We start from the raw sequence: 13,330 nt of genomic DNA on the forward strand, positions 1-13,330 counted from the left end.
CCTCTCCCCGCGGCGAGCCGATTGCCGTATAACGAGTGCCATACGCGTGTTTGGTAATAAAGGACCCACAATAAAAGCTGATGAAGACTCCTAAACGCATTGAACCCCTGATCGAAGACGGTCTGGTCGACGAAGTGCTGCGCCCACTCATGAGTGGTAAAGAAGCAGCTGTTTATGTGGTGCGCTGCGGCAACGAATTGCGTTGCGCCAAGGTTTACAAGGAGGCGAATAAACGAAGTTTTCGTCAGGCGTCCGAGTACCAGGAAGGCCGTAAGGTCCGTAACAGCCGGCAAGCCCGGGCCATGGCCAAGGGCTCCAAATTCGGCAAGAAAGAAACCGAAGATGCCTGGCAGAACGCCGAAGTAGCGGCATTGTTCCGTCTGGCTGGTGCGGGCGTTCGCGTGCCCAAGCCGTACGACTTCCTCGAAGGCGTGCTGTTGATGGAGCTGGTGGCCGACGAGTACGGCGATGCGGCGCCACGTCTGAATGACGTCACGCTGGACCCGGACCAGGCGCGCGAATACCACGCCTTCCTGATTTCCCAGATCGTGCTGATGCTGTGTACCGGCTTGGTGCACGGTGACTTGTCCGAGTTCAACGTGCTGCTCACGCCGACGGGCCCGGTAATTATCGACCTGCCTCAGGCGGTGGATGCGGCGGGCAACAACCACGCGTTCAACATGCTGGAACGGGATGTGGGCAACATGGCTTCCTACTTCGGGCGCTTTGCTCCGGAGTTGAAGACGACCAAGTACGCCAAGGAAATGTGGGCGTTGTATGAAGCCGGCACCTTGCACCCGGCCAGCGCATTGACCGGCGAGTTCGATGAGCCGGAAGAACTGGCGGATGTGGGCGGTGTGATCCGCGAGATTGAAGCGGCACGGCTGGATGAAGAACGCCGGCAGGCAATTCGCGCGGCGGATGATGCGCCACCGAGCAAAGTGCCAGACGAGCCACCGCCGCCGCCCTGGATGCAGTGATCTAACGGCTGGAGTGATCATTCCCACGCTCCGCGTGGGATACCTCTTGTTACGCTGCGCGTCACGCTTTGGGGCGCGGAGCGTCCTTGGCTGCATTCCCGAGCGTGGGAACGATCGTAAGCGTCAGGCGCAGCAGCTTCCCGACGCCAACTCCTTGAGAATCGGGCAATCCGGCCGATGATCACCCTGGCAGTGCTCCACCAAGTCCTGCAACGTATCGCGCAGTTGCCCAAGCTCCAGAATTTTCTGATTCAACTCCTCGATATGCTGGCGCGCCAAGGCTTTTACATCCGCGCTGGCCCGCTGCCGGTCTTGCCATAAGGTCAGCAACTTGCCGACCTCTTCCAGAGAAAACCCCAGGTCCCGCGAACGCTTGATAAACGCCAGCGTATGCAAGTCGTCGCTGCCGTACACGCGGTAGCCGCTGTCGGTGCGGTGCGCCGCTTTGAGCAGGCCGATGGATTCGTAGTAACGAATCATCTTCGCGCTCAGCCCGCTCTGGCGGGCGGCTTGGCCGATGTTCATGGGCGTTGATCCTCCAGATCCTTGGGCTTCCAAGTCTTCAACAGTAACGCATTGCTCACCACACTGACGCTGGACAACGCCATAGCGGCCCCCGCCAACACCGGGTTGAGCAGGCCGAACGCCGCCAGGGGAATGCCGATCAAGTTATACACAAAGGCCCAGAACAGGTTCTGGCGGATTTTGGCGTAGGTCTTGCGGCTGATCTCCAAGGCCGCAGGCACCAGGCGCGGGTCGCCGCGCATCAGGGTGATACCCGCCGCGTGCATCGCCACGTCGGTGCCGCCGCCCATGGCGATGCCGATATCGGCAGCCGCCAGGGCCGGGGCGTCGTTGATGCCGTCGCCGACCATCGCCACTACGCCGGTTTTTTTCAGCTCGGCGACGGCGACGGCTTTGTCGGCCGGGAGTACTTCGGCGTGTACATCGTCGATCCCCAGCGCTTCGGCCACCACGCGAGCACTGCCGCGATTGTCGCCGGTGAGCAAGTGGCTGCTGATGTGCTGCGCCTTGAGTTGTTGCACGGCCTCCAGTGCGCCGGGCTTGAGCGTGTCACCAAAGGCGAACAGCCCCAGCACGCGCGGTTGCGCGCCTTGCTCGATCAGCCAGGACAAAGTGCGGCCTTCGGCTTCCCAGGCCGTGGCGGATTGGGCCAGGTCACCGGCGCTCAAACCGTTTTCTTCCAGCATACGGCGGTTGCCCAGCGCGAGTTGCCGGCCATCGAGTGTGCCAGCAATGCCGCGCCCGGTCAGCGATTGGCTGGCGCTCACGTCTGCCACGTTCAGCCCTTGCTCGCTGCAGGCATCCAGCACCGCCTTGGCCAGCGGGTGTTCGCTACCGCGTTGCAGTGCCCCGGCTTGTTGCAGCAGCAGGGCTTCATTGCCATCCACTGCGGCTAAATGCGCAATTTTCGGCGCGCCGGAAGTGAGGGTGCCAGTCTTGTCGAAGACCACGGCGCTGACTTCATGGGCGCGCTCCAGGGCTTCGGCGTCTTTGATCAAGATGCCGTAACGCGCGGCGACGCCGGTGCCGGCCATGATCGCAGTGGGTGTGGCCAGGCCCAGCGCACAAGGGCAAGCGATCACCAGCACCGCGACGGCATTGATGATCGCGGTTTCCAGCGACGCGCCGTACAGCCACCAGCCCACCAGCGTGATCAAGGCGATTACCAGCACGGCAGGCACAAACACCTGGCTGACCTTATCCACCAGTTTCTGGATCGGTGCCTTGGCCGCCTGGGCGTCTTCTACCAGACGAATGATGCGCGCCAGCACGCTCTCGGCGCCCAGCGCCTGGGTGCGCACCAGCAGGCGGCCTTCACCGTTGATGGCGCCACCGGTGACCTTATCGCCCGGTTGTTTCGGCACCGGCAGGCTTTCGCCGCTGATTAACGCCTCGTCGGCATGGCTTTGCCCGTCGACCACTTCACCGTCCACCGGGAAGCGCTCGCCGGGTTTGACCAGCACCAGGTCATCGAGCTTCAGCGCGTTGATCGCGACGTCTTCTTCGCGGCCATCCTGCACGCGAATCGCCCGCTCGGGGCGTAAGGCTTCAAGGGCGCGGATGGCGCTGGCAGTCTGGCGTTTGGCGCGGCTTTCCAGGTATTTGCCCAGCAGCACGAGGGCGATCACCACGGCCGAGGCTTCGAAATACAGGTGCGGCATCGTGCCCGCAGGTGCGGTGAGCCACTCATAGATACTCAAGCCGTAACCGGCGCTGGTGCCGATGGCCACCAGCAGGTCCATGTTGCCGGCGCCGGCGCGTACGGCTTTCCACGCGGCGATATAGAAGCGCGCGCCAAAAATGAACTGCACTGGCGTGGCCAGGGCGAACTGCACCCAGGCCGGGAGCATCCAGTGCAGGCCAAAGGGCTGCACCAGCATCGGCAGCACCAGCGGCAACGCCAGCAAAACTGCCAGCAGCAGCGACCAGCGCTCGCGGTGCAGGCGCTGGGCTTGATTGGCATCGGTGACGGTTTCACTTTGCGGCAGGGTGGCGGTGTAACCGGCCTTGTCGACCGCGGCGATCAAGATGCCGGGGTCCATCTGGCCCTGCACTTCTATGTGCGCGCGTTCGTTGGCCAGGTTGACGCTGACGCTTTGCACCCCCGGCACTTTGCCCAACGCGCGCTCGACACGGCCGGCACAGCTGGCGCAGGTCATGCCGCTGATAGGCAGGTCAAACGTGGTAGATCCATTCATGGGGCAGCCCTCCAAGAGACGTTGCCCCTAGGATCAACCTTGACCTGTGGGGAAGGTCAAGGGCCTTTAATAACCCAATGCAGCGTTCTTGAGGTACATGCCGTCCGGGCCTTGAGCGATACGCACCTTGCGTACGTCACCGGCCTTCAAATTCATGTTCTGTGCAGATGGCGCCAACAGGCCAGGCAGGCAACCCGGGGATTGGCCCGGCAGCAGTTTCAGGCGCAGCGACACCTTGCCGGCCGGCAAGTTGAACGAGGTCGCTTGTTCCTGAAACAGGCGGCCCGCGAGCTGGTCATTGAGGTAAAGGCCGATCTCGCAATTGGTCGGCACTTCCAGGCGTTCGCGGGAAATAATCAGCACCGCGTAGTCCTCGTCGGCACTGGCCGTGGGCGCAACGGCAGACAAGCTCAACAGGCCGACAAGGGCAAAAAACGACCAGCGCATGGCGAATGCTCCGTGGTTCATATCTAAAGTGCATGAAGCTTGGCCGAGGCGGCGGCTGAATACCAGCCCGGCCGACATTTTAGGCGCTTGACCTTACCATCGTGGCAAGGTCGAGACTGGGCCCAACCTCATCAAAGGAGTTATGTCATGCAAGTATTCAGTGTTGAAGGAATGACCTGCGGCCATTGCGTTCGAGCGGTGACCCAGGCGGTGCAGAGCCAGGACCCGGCGGCGAGTGTCACCGTCAACCTGGCGGCCAAGGAAGTGGGTGTTGAAAGCAATCTGTCTGCCGAGCAGGTCATCAGCCTGATCACCGAAGAAGGCTACAGCGCCAAGCTCGCGTAAGTTTTCCGATAGTTAGCGAGCTAACGTAATGTTCATCACACCCAAGCACAGCTAGACTGTCGGGCTGCCGACTCACTTGGGTGTCTGATGAACCTGCGCATAATCCTGATCCTGGGCGCCTTGAGCGCTTTCGCGCCGTTGGCGATCGACTTTTACCTGCCGGGCTTCCCAGCCATGGCCACGGCTTTTGCCACCGACGAAAAACATATTCAGCTGACCCTGGCGGTGTATTTCGGCGGCCTGGCTATCGGCCAATTGATCTACGGCCCGCTGGCGGATCGCTTTGGCCGGCGCGTCCCGCTGCTCAGTGGCGTGACCCTGTTCACGCTGGCGTCCTTTGCCTGCGCCTATGCGCCTTCCCTGGACTGGCTGATCGGCGCGCGTTTCGTGCAAGCCCTCGGCGGTTGTGCGGGCATGGTGATTTCCCGTGCGGTGGTCAGCGACAAGTGTGATGCCGTGGGCTCCGCCAAGGTTTACTCGCAACTGATGCTGGTGACCGGCCTGGCGCCGATTCTTGCGCCGTTGGCCGGTGGGGTGATGGTCGGGGTGTGGGGCTGGCAGTCGATCTTCCTGGCGTTGTCGATGTTCAGCGTGATGGCGGCCATCGCGGTGGCAGTCGGTTTGCCGGAAACCTTTCCGGCGCATCAGCCGCGCCAGCCGTTGTCCGGTTCACTGCGCCGCTACGGCGCGCTGTTGTCCGACCGGGTTTACCTCGGCTACGCCTTGACCGGCGGTATTTCGATTGCCGGCATGTTTGCCTACATCGCTGGTTCACCGTTCGTATTTATCAAACTGTACGGCGTGCCCGCCGAGCATTACGGCTGGCTATTCGGCTCCAACGCCGCTGGTTTTATTTTGGTGGCACAGCTCAATGCTCGGTTGCTGGCCAAGCGTGGCCCGGCGTTTTTGCTGTCGCGCACGGTATGGGTCTACGTAGCGGCGGCGTTGTCGCTGCTGGGCATTGCCGCCTTGCGCACCGAGGCGCTATGGCCGTTGCTGGTGCCACTGTTTATTTGCATCGCAAGCCTGGGCTGCATTTTGCCCAACACTTCGGCGTGCGCCATGAGCGGCCAGGGTGCGCGTGCCGGTAGCGCGTCGGCGCTGCTGGGCTGCATTCAGTTTGGCGTGGCGGCGGGTGCAGCGTCGCTGGTCGGCGTGTTGCACGATGGCACGGCGATGCCGATGGCGATGGTCATCAGCGTGTGCGGTGTATTGGCCGTGACGATTGCCATGTCGACCCAGCGCCTGCAACGGGCGAGGGCCGTGCAAGCGCAGGTCTGAAGTGCCAATCAGCCAGCGGCGGAGCGTTGCTGGCTGAGGGGAATGCGGTGAGGCGCTTGAATGCGGGCTTGCAGGGTGTCGGCAAAGGCACGGGCCTCGGCCTCACTGCGGAAGGTGAACGCGTCGCCGTCGAGGCTGACCTGCCATTTGTTGCCTGGGGATTTTGCTAACGCTCTTATCAGGATCTTCATTGCTGACTTCCTCACGTAAAAGAATCGTGGCAAAGGCGGCCAATATAAACCCGAATGCGCTCAAAAATATGACAAAGGTCAACTCTCTGACTAGCGGTGTCGTCCATTACTCACAGGAATAAAGGACGACACTGACAGACGTTTTCAGAACCCTTCCAACACGATCTTGCCCTTGGCCTTGCCGCTTTCCAGCAGCGCGTGGGCACGGCGCAGGTTCTCTGCGTTGATCACACCGAAGTGCTCACCCACTGTAGTTTTCAACGTGCCGGCGTCGATCAGTTCAGCCACGCGGTTGAGCAGGTTGTGCTGTTCGATCATGTCCGGCGTTTCGAACATCGAGCGCGTGTACATGAATTCCCAGTGCAACGACAGGCTCTTGCGCTTGAGCTTGCTCACATCCAGCGCCTTGGGGTCGTCGATCAGTGCCAGCTTGCCTTGCGGTTCCAGGGCTTCCACCAGTTGGTCCAGGTGATGATCGGTCTGGGTCAGGCTGGCGACGTGGGTCACGTGTGGGTGGCCGGCGTTTTTCAGCGCTTCACTCAGCGGCTGGCTATGGTCGATCACCAGGTCGGCGCCGAGTGCCTTGGCCCATTCCTGGGTTTGCGGGCGCGAAGCGGTGCCGATGACTTTCAGCGCCGTGAGTTGGTTGGCCAGTTGGGTCAGGATCGACCCCACACCCCCGGCGGCGCCGACGATCAGCAGGCTCTGGCCTTCGTCTTCTTTACCTTCACGTACTTGCAGGCGCTCGAACAGCAGCTCCCAGGCGGTGATGGCAGTCAGCGGCAGCGCGGCAGCTTCGGCAAAGCCCAGGCTCTTGGGCATATGCCCGACGATGCGCTCATCCACGGTGTGCAGTTCGCTGTTACCGCCCGGGCGTACCAGGGAGCCTGCGTAAAACACCTTGTCCCCGGCCTTGAACAGCGTCACGTCGCTGCCGACGGCCTTGACCACACCGGCCACGTCCCAACCCAACACCTTGGCGGCGCCATTTTCCGGGGCGACGTTCTGGCGCACCTTGGTGTCCACCGGGTTGACCGAGATGGCTTTGACTTCCACCAACAGGTCGCGCGGGCCTGCGACCGGTTCCGGCAGTTCGATGTCTTGCAGGGCGTTTGCGTCAGTGATCGGCAGTGAGTTGTAGTAGGCAATGGCTTTCATAAAGGCTCCGGTAACCAGGTAATCGTGATTCAGACCCACTGTGGCGAGGGAGCTTGCTCGCGCTGGGCTGCGAAGCGGCCCCAAAACCTGGCGACCGTAGATACCGGTTTGGGAGCGCTTCGCACGTCAGCGCAAGCAAGCGTGCTCGCCGCAACAAGCTCGCTTTTGCGAAGAGTGGGTTTATCAGGCAAGAAACTTCAGGCGCTTGAGTTCGAAGTGTTCGATCACATCAGCGGCCTTGGCGCGGAAACTCTGGATATGCGCGCTCTGGTCGTGGTCGGCCAGCGCCGCGTCGTCGCTCCAGCGTTCGAGCATGTAGAAGGTCTCAGGGTGTTGCAGGTCCTGGTGCAGATCGTACTGCTCGCAACCGGCTTCAAGACGGGTCGGTTCCAGCAGGCCGCGCAGCAGGGTTTCGAGGGTGGTGTGTTGGCCGGGTTTGGCGATCAGCGTGGCGATGACGTTAAAGGCAGTAGACATATTCAACTCCTGACACGTGATGAACGGGATGGGCAGATGATTGGCTATTTCCCAGGAAGATAAAACCCGCTAAAACAGCAGTCTGTTTCAATAGAATTTTGATAATCGGCGGGAATGCATGCTGCGTTTTGATGATTTGCAGTTGTTTGTACGGGCCGCGGACCTGGGCAGTTTGTCCGCTGCGGCGCGCGTTATGGACCTGTCGCCTGCGGTGGCCAGCGCCGCGTTGAAGCGCATCGAGCAGCAACTGGGCACGCGTTTGCTGGCGCGCTCCACCCGCAGCCTGCGGTTGACCGCCGAAGGCGAAGGCTTCCTGGAATATGCCCGTGCCGCGTTGAGTTCGCTGGACGAAGGGCGGCGCTTATTGGCCAGCGGCCAAGACCATGTCAGCGGCGTGCTGCAATTGTCGGCACCTTCGGACTTCGGGCGTAACCAGTTGTTGCCGTGGCTGGATGAGTTCCAGCTTGAATACCCGCAACTGAGCATCCGCCTGCTGCTGGGCGACCGGATCGCTGACCTGTTTCGCCAGCCGGTGGATATTGCCCTGCGCTACGGCGAGCCTGAAGACTCCAGCCTGATCGCCTTGCCCATCGCCCCAGGCAATATTCGCGTGCTGTGCGCCGCGCCCAGCTACCTGGCGCGGCATGGCGAGCCCCGCCACCTGGAACAACTGGCCCAGCACAATTGCCTGCTGTACATGCTGGGCAGTCGCGTTCACGACCACTGGAGTTTTCACGATGGCAAGCGCGAGGTCAGCCTGACGGTAAGTGGCGACCGTTTCAGTGACGACGCCGATGTGGTCCGCCGCTGGGCGGTGGCGGGTGTCGGCATTGCCTACAAATCCTGGCTGGATGTGAGCGCCGATGTGCTGGCCGGGCGGCTGCGCTTGATCCTGCCGGAGCTGCGCGGTGAACGTACGCCGCTCAATCTGCTGTGCGCCCACCGTGCGCAGTTGAGCAAACCGATCAATCTGCTGCGGGAAATGCTCGTGTCCCGCTGTGCGGTATTGACCGCGCAATGGCCAGGGCGATTGAGCGCTGGGCAATAGCCTCCACCAAAGCAGGAAATTTCACTCAGATCCTGTCCCTCTCCGCGCTGTCAGACGCCGCGGAACGGGCGGTTTGCGCCCCCTATACTTCGGTTCCAACCGCAGCAGACAAATGATTTACAAGGAGTGAATACATGGAAGCAGCACCTTGCATCAGTCACATCGCCAGCTTGCTCTGCGAGCCCAAGCGCACCGCCATGCTCTGGGCCTTGATGGACGGTTCGGCCAAGTCTTCAGAGGAACTGGCGACGCTCGCCGGGTTGTCGCCGGCATCGGCCGTGGCACATTTGTCGCGGCTCACTGGGGGTGGATTGCTGCGGGTTGAAGCCCGGCGCGGCAAGCGCGTGTTTCGTATGGCGGCCGCCGATGTCAGCGCTGCTATCGACGCGTTGGCCAGTACCACCATGGCCAGTGCCGCGCGCAGCACGCCGGATGTTTTACCGCCGGCATTGCTGGCGCCGGCGCCATTGCGGCGCGCGCGGTTGTGTCATGGCCACTTGGGCGGTGAGTTGGCGGCAGGTCTTTACCTGCGGATGCTGGAAGCCGGCTGGATCGACCGTCATGAACAGCGCGCCGATGTCACCCTGGCGGGAGCGCGGCACCTGGCGGGCGTGGGCATTTTTACCCAGGCGCTGGCGTCGCCCTTGGCGTGCGACTGTTTTGACTGGAGTCAGCAACAACCGCACCTGGGCGGTGCATTGGGGGCCGGGTTGCTGAAACTGTTTTTGCAGTCCGGCTGGATCAGCGTGGTCAATGAGTCCCAGGCCTTGCTGGTCACCGACCTCGGGTTTGTGGAAATCAACCGTCTGGCCGCGTTGTAGGCGGGCAATGGTCGTTCAGAGTTTCAGTCAGGTCGCATCCAGCAATTAGCGGTGAAAACGATACCGCACACTCGCCGAGGGGTTTTTCACACAGGGGGTGCGGCATGGGTATGCAAGGCTATAGCGCAGCGCAGCGGTTGGAACGGTTGCCCATCAGCGGTTACCACCGAGTCATCTTTATCATCATCGCCCTGGCGTTTTTCTTCGATTCCATGGACCTGGCGATGATGACGTTTCTATTGGGCTCGATCAAAACCGAGTTCGGCCTGAGCACCGCCCAGGCTGGGTTGCTGGCCAGTTCGAGTTTTTTCGGCATGGTAGTCGGTGCGTCTTTATCCGGGATGCTGGCGGACCGGTTCGGGCGCAAACCGGTGTTCCAGTGGAGCATCGTGTTGTGGGGTATCGCCAGCTACTTGTGTTCCACGGCGCAGACGGTGGAGACGTTGACACTGTTTCGCATCCTGCTGGGGATCGGCATGGGCATGGAGTTCCCCATTGCGCAGTCGATGCTCTCGGAGTTGATCCCTGCGAAAGGGCGCGGGCGCTATATCGCCTTGATGGATGGTTTCTGGCCGCTCGGTTTTGTGGCGGCGGGGGTGCTGTCTTATTTGCTGCTGCCGGTGATTGGCTGGCGCGACATCTTCTTGGTGTTGGCCGTGCCGGCGGTGTTTGTCTTGGCGATTCGGTTTTTTATCCCGGAGTCGCCGCGCTGGCTTGAGCAGGCAGGACGGCACGAGGCGGCAGACAAAGTGTTGCAGGGCATTGAGCAAAAAGTGCGTGACTCACTGGGGCGTGCCGACTTGCCGGAGCCAATTGCCTTGCCGCGGGTTGAGAGCGTGCCGGGGACGTTTTTCTCGGCGTTTCAGCAGTTGTGGTCGGCACAGTATCGCCAGCGCACGATGATGATCTGGAGCGTGTGGTTCTTTGCGTTGCTCGGGTTTTACGGGCTGACTTCCTGGCTGAGCGCGTTATTGCAGCAGTCGGGTTTTGCCGTGACACAGTCGGTGTACTACACAGTCATTATTTCACTGGGCGGGATTCCCGGTTTCTTGATGGCGGCCTGGCTGGTGGAGCGCTGGGGGCGCAAACCGGTATGCGTGGTGACGTTGCTGGGCGGTGGGGTAATGGCGTTTCTGTATGGGCAGAGCGCTGTGTTTGGCGGCAACGTGGGGCTGCTGATTACGTCGGGGCTGTTGATGCAGTTCTTTCTGTTTGGCATGTGGGCGGTGCTGTACACCTACACGCCGGAGCTGTACCCCACTTCTGCGCGGGCCACCGGTTCCGGGTTTGCCTCGGCGATTGGTCGGGTCGGCTCATTGCTGGGGCCGTTGGTGACTGGGTTGGTGTTTCCGATAACCGGGCAGGGCGGGGTGTTTGCTTTGGGCGCGCTGTGTTTTGCGGTGGCGGCGCTGGTGGTGTGGGTGTTTGGGATGGAGACGAAGGGCAAAACGTTGGAAGAACTGACCGAAATCTAAAGGCCAGTGAGGTCAATGTGGGAGCGGGCTTGCTCGCGAATGCGGTGTGTCAGTCAATACATGTGTCGACTGAAACACCGCATTCGCGGGCAAGCCCGCTCCCACATTTAGCCTGCATTCCTTCAGTGAGCGCGGGTTATGGCTTTACCAACCGCGCATCCAGGCTGTTCTGCGCCAGGCGTTTGGCCTGGTCCTGGGTCATGCCCAGCGAGGTGTACAGCGCGTGGAAGTTCTCGGTGACGTAACCGCCGAAGTATGCCGGGTCATCCGAATTCACTGTCACTTTCACACCACGCTCGAGCATGTCGAGAATGTTATGTTGGGCCATGTCATCGAATACGCACAGCTTGGTGTTGGACAGCGGGCACACGGTCAGCGGGATCTGCTCATCGATGATCCGCTGCATCAAGCGCTCGTCTTCAATGGCGCGCACGCCATGGTCGATGCGCTGGATTTTCAGCAGGTCGATGGCTTCCCAAATGTACTCCGGCGGGCCTTCTTCGCCGGCGTGGGCCACGGTGAGGAAGCCTTCGTGACGAGCACGGTCGAACACGCGCTGGAACTTGCTCGGCGGGTGACCCATTTCCGAGCTGTCCAGGCCGACGGCCACAAACGCGTCACGGAACGGCAGCGCCTGGTCGAGGGTTTTCTCGGCTTCGGCTTCGCTCAAGTGGCGCAGGAAACTCAGGATCAAACCGCTGGTGATGCCCAGTTGCTGCTCGCCGTCTTTGAGCGCGGCGGCGATGCCGTTAAGCACCACTTCGAACGGTACACCACGGTCGGTATGGGTTTGCGGGTCGAAGAACGGTTCTGTGTGGATCACGTTCTGTTCTTTGCAGCGCAGCAGGTAGGCCCAGGTCAGGTCGTAGAAATCCTGGGAGGTGCGCAGCACATCGGCGCCCTTGTAATACAAGTCGAGAAACTCTTGCAGGTTGTTGAAGGCGTAGGCCTTGCGCAGGGTTTCGACGTCGTTCCACGGCAGTGCAATTTTGTTGCGTTCGGCCAGGGCGAACAGCAACTCAGGCTCCAGCGAGCCTTCCAGGTGCAGGTGCAATTCGGCCTTGGGCAGGGCGTTGAGCCAATCGTACATGTCTACATTCTCATCAGGTGCAATGGCGGCATTCTACAGGCCATGGCCGAAATAATCGGCAAAACCTGACCAGCAGGAGAGTATTGGTTTTGTTCATGCAAGCAGCGCGTGAACTAAGGTGTAACGAAACGTTAGCGGCGTGGTGCAGTCTGTACCCCATCAATGACTGATTTGCTGCACGAAAAGGCCCGGAATGCTCACATCCCTCAAGCAAGAAAAATACATGCTGTTGGCGCTGATTGCCGCCATCGCCGCCTACCCGTTGGAGCACTGGATGCTGCGCAGCGGGCAGATGGTGGCGCTGCTGGCCGGTATCGTGCTGATCGGCTTTATCGTCGTGGCCTCGATGCGCGTGGCCCACCACGCCGAGCAGCTCGCGGAAAAAGTCGGCGACCCCTACGGCACCATGATCCTGACCCTCGCCGCCGTGCTGGTGGAAGTGGTGATCCTGGCGATCATGATGAGCAACGAGCCGTCGCCGACCCTGGTACGCGACACGATTTACTCGGCGGTGATGCTCGACATCAACGGCATCCTCGGCCTGGCCGCACTGATGGGCGGCATCAAGCATGGTGAACAGTCCTACAACGACGACTCGGCCCGCACTTACAGCGTGATGATCCTCACGGCGATGGGGGTGTCGATGGTGGTGCCGGAATTTATCCCCGAGGCCGACTGGAAAATTTACTCAGCCTTCACCATCGGCGCGATGGTGGTGCTCTATACCCTGTTCCTGCGCATGCAGGTGGGGCCGCACAGCTATTTCTTCAGCTACAGCTACCCGGAAAAACGCCGCAAAAAACAGCCGGAAGAACGGCAAGAGCCGCCGATCAGCCTGGCGTTCTCCATCGCCACCTTGGTGTTTGGCGTAATCGTGATTGGCGCCCTGGCCGAGGTGATGTCCAAAACCCTCGACCTGGGCCTGGAAGGGACAGGCGCGCCGCCAGTGATCACGGCGATTGTGGTCGCGGCGATTTCAGCGGCACCTGAAATTTTGACGGCATTGCGCGCAGCGTTGGCCAACCGCATGCAGTCGGTGGTAAACATCGCACTGGGCGCGTCGTTGTCGACGGTGATCCTGACCGTGCCGGTGATGGAAGCCATGGCGCTCTACACCGGCCAGCCATTCCAGATGGCGATGACGCCGGTGCAAACCGTGATGGTGTTGATCACGCTGATCGTCAGCGCGATCAACCTCAACGATGGCGAAACCAACGCCATCGAAGGGATGACCCATTTTGTGTTGTTTGCGACGTTTATCATGCTGTCGCTGCTTGGGTTGTAACCAAATTTA

The 13,330-nt window shown here is 61.1% G+C and carries 14 protein-coding genes; 7 read left to right on the forward strand and 7 right to left on the reverse strand.

Annotated elements, in window-relative coordinates; all coding sequences use genetic code 11:
* The first annotated feature begins 80 nt into the window (after nucleotides 1-80).
* Nucleotides 81-980: a PA4780 family RIO1-like protein kinase gene (locus ACA065_RS03325; RefSeq protein ID WP_497693307.1), complete on the forward strand. Its 900-nt coding sequence runs from the start codon at nucleotides 81-83 to the stop codon at nucleotides 978-980.
* A gap of 123 nt (nucleotides 981-1,103) precedes the next feature.
* Here the strand turns inward: ACA065_RS03325 and cueR are convergent, their stop codons facing one another.
* The 3 genes from cueR to ACA065_RS03340 form a co-directional block, all read right to left on the reverse strand.
* Entirely contained in the window at nucleotides 1,104-1,505 is a 402-nt protein-coding gene (gene cueR, locus ACA065_RS03330) for a Cu(I)-responsive transcriptional regulator (protein ID WP_017134706.1), read from the reverse strand.
* Nucleotides 1,502-3,703, reverse strand: a complete 2,202-nt coding sequence (locus ACA065_RS03335) for a heavy metal translocating P-type ATPase (RefSeq protein WP_497693308.1) — start codon at nucleotides 3,701-3,703, stop codon at nucleotides 1,502-1,504. Before ACA065_RS03335 ends, cueR begins: the two co-directional genes overlap by 4 nt.
* Before the next feature lie 66 nt (nucleotides 3,704-3,769).
* Nucleotides 3,770-4,150, reverse strand: coding sequence for a hypothetical protein (locus ACA065_RS03340; protein ID WP_497693309.1), 381 nt, complete (start codon nucleotides 4,148-4,150; stop codon nucleotides 3,770-3,772).
* A 147-nt stretch (nucleotides 4,151-4,297) separates the two neighbouring features.
* Here ACA065_RS03340 and ACA065_RS03345 point away from each other — a divergent pair, with 147 nt between their 5' ends.
* Nucleotides 4,298-4,495 (forward strand): heavy-metal-associated domain-containing protein, encoded by a 198-nt coding sequence (locus tag ACA065_RS03345; protein ID WP_497693310.1) that lies wholly within the window; start codon nucleotides 4,298-4,300, stop codon nucleotides 4,493-4,495.
* An 87-nt stretch (nucleotides 4,496-4,582) separates the two neighbouring features.
* Nucleotides 4,583-5,776, forward strand: coding sequence for a multidrug effflux MFS transporter (locus ACA065_RS03350; RefSeq protein ID WP_497693311.1), 1,194 nt, complete (start codon nucleotides 4,583-4,585; stop codon nucleotides 5,774-5,776).
* Between the two features lie 8 nt (nucleotides 5,777-5,784).
* Here ACA065_RS03350 and ACA065_RS03355 read toward each other — a convergent pair whose 3' ends face one another.
* From ACA065_RS03355 to ACA065_RS03365, 3 genes are all read right to left on the reverse strand, one after another.
* Entirely contained in the window at nucleotides 5,785-5,967 is a 183-nt protein-coding gene (locus ACA065_RS03355; protein ID WP_017134711.1) for a hypothetical protein, read from the reverse strand.
* A gap of 144 nt (nucleotides 5,968-6,111) precedes the next feature.
* Nucleotides 6,112-7,125: a zinc-binding alcohol dehydrogenase family protein gene (locus tag ACA065_RS03360; protein ID WP_497693312.1), complete on the reverse strand. Its 1,014-nt coding sequence runs from the start codon at nucleotides 7,123-7,125 to the stop codon at nucleotides 6,112-6,114.
* A gap of 183 nt (nucleotides 7,126-7,308) precedes the next feature.
* Nucleotides 7,309-7,602 (reverse strand): putative quinol monooxygenase, encoded by a 294-nt coding sequence (locus tag ACA065_RS03365; protein WP_497693313.1) that lies wholly within the window; start codon nucleotides 7,600-7,602, stop codon nucleotides 7,309-7,311.
* A 118-nt stretch (nucleotides 7,603-7,720) separates the two neighbouring features.
* On the opposite strand from ACA065_RS03365, the gene vimR reads away from it, so the two are divergent.
* The 3 genes from vimR (at nucleotide 7,721) to ACA065_RS03380 (ending at nucleotide 10,946) form a co-directional block, all read left to right on the forward strand.
* Nucleotides 7,721-8,650, forward strand: a complete 930-nt coding sequence (vimR, locus tag ACA065_RS03370) for a transcription regulator VimR (RefSeq protein ID WP_497693314.1) — start codon at nucleotides 7,721-7,723, stop codon at nucleotides 8,648-8,650.
* Between the two features lie 134 nt (nucleotides 8,651-8,784).
* Nucleotides 8,785-9,471 (forward strand): ArsR/SmtB family transcription factor, encoded by a 687-nt coding sequence (locus ACA065_RS03375; protein WP_497693315.1) that lies wholly within the window; start codon nucleotides 8,785-8,787, stop codon nucleotides 9,469-9,471.
* A 104-nt stretch (nucleotides 9,472-9,575) separates the two neighbouring features.
* A complete protein-coding gene (locus tag ACA065_RS03380) occupies nucleotides 9,576-10,946 on the forward strand; it encodes an MFS transporter (protein ID WP_497693316.1) in 1,371 nt (456 codons plus the stop codon).
* 136 nt (nucleotides 10,947-11,082) lie between these two features.
* Here ACA065_RS03380 and ACA065_RS03385 read toward each other — a convergent pair whose 3' ends face one another.
* Complete coding sequence (locus tag ACA065_RS03385; RefSeq protein ID WP_017134717.1) at nucleotides 11,083-12,036, reverse strand: adenosine deaminase; 954 nt, start codon at nucleotides 12,034-12,036, stop codon at nucleotides 11,083-11,085.
* A gap of 193 nt (nucleotides 12,037-12,229) precedes the next feature.
* Here ACA065_RS03385 and ACA065_RS03390 point away from each other — a divergent pair, with 193 nt between their 5' ends.
* Nucleotides 12,230-13,321: a calcium:cation antiporter gene (locus tag ACA065_RS03390; RefSeq protein ID WP_497693317.1), complete on the forward strand. Its 1,092-nt coding sequence runs from the start codon at nucleotides 12,230-12,232 to the stop codon at nucleotides 13,319-13,321.
* Nucleotides 13,322-13,330 lie beyond the last annotated feature (9 nt).

This window comes from Pseudomonas sp. LBUM1640, from assembly GCF_059716225.1.

Bases quoted from the DNA above. Each gene is read 5' to 3' on its own strand.
- ACA065_RS03325 (WP_497693307.1), top strand. From the start codon at position 81: ATGAAGACTCCTAAACGCATTGAACCCCTGATCGAAGACGGTCTGGTC.
- cueR (WP_017134706.1), bottom strand. From the start codon at position 1,505: ATGAACATCGGCCAAGCCGCCCGCCAGAGCGGGCTGAGCGCGAAGATG.
- ACA065_RS03335 (WP_497693308.1), bottom strand. From the start codon at position 3,703: ATGAATGGATCTACCACGTTTGACCTGCCTATCAGCGGCATGACCTGC.
- ACA065_RS03340 (WP_497693309.1), bottom strand. From the start codon at position 4,150: ATGCGCTGGTCGTTTTTTGCCCTTGTCGGCCTGTTGAGCTTGTCTGCC.
- ACA065_RS03345 (WP_497693310.1), top strand. From the start codon at position 4,298: ATGCAAGTATTCAGTGTTGAAGGAATGACCTGCGGCCATTGCGTTCGA.
- ACA065_RS03350 (WP_497693311.1), top strand. From the start codon at position 4,583: ATGAACCTGCGCATAATCCTGATCCTGGGCGCCTTGAGCGCTTTCGCG.
- ACA065_RS03355 (WP_017134711.1), bottom strand. From the start codon at position 5,967: ATGAAGATCCTGATAAGAGCGTTAGCAAAATCCCCAGGCAACAAATGG.
- ACA065_RS03360 (WP_497693312.1), bottom strand. From the start codon at position 7,125: ATGAAAGCCATTGCCTACTACAACTCACTGCCGATCACTGACGCAAAC.
- ACA065_RS03365 (WP_497693313.1), bottom strand. From the start codon at position 7,602: ATGTCTACTGCCTTTAACGTCATCGCCACGCTGATCGCCAAACCCGGC.
- vimR (WP_497693314.1), top strand. From the start codon at position 7,721: ATGCTGCGTTTTGATGATTTGCAGTTGTTTGTACGGGCCGCGGACCTG.
- ACA065_RS03375 (WP_497693315.1), top strand. From the start codon at position 8,785: ATGGAAGCAGCACCTTGCATCAGTCACATCGCCAGCTTGCTCTGCGAG.
- ACA065_RS03380 (WP_497693316.1), top strand. From the start codon at position 9,576: ATGGGTATGCAAGGCTATAGCGCAGCGCAGCGGTTGGAACGGTTGCCC.
- ACA065_RS03385 (WP_017134717.1), bottom strand. From the start codon at position 12,036: ATGTACGATTGGCTCAACGCCCTGCCCAAGGCCGAATTGCACCTGCAC.
- ACA065_RS03390 (WP_497693317.1), top strand. From the start codon at position 12,230: ATGCTCACATCCCTCAAGCAAGAAAAATACATGCTGTTGGCGCTGATT.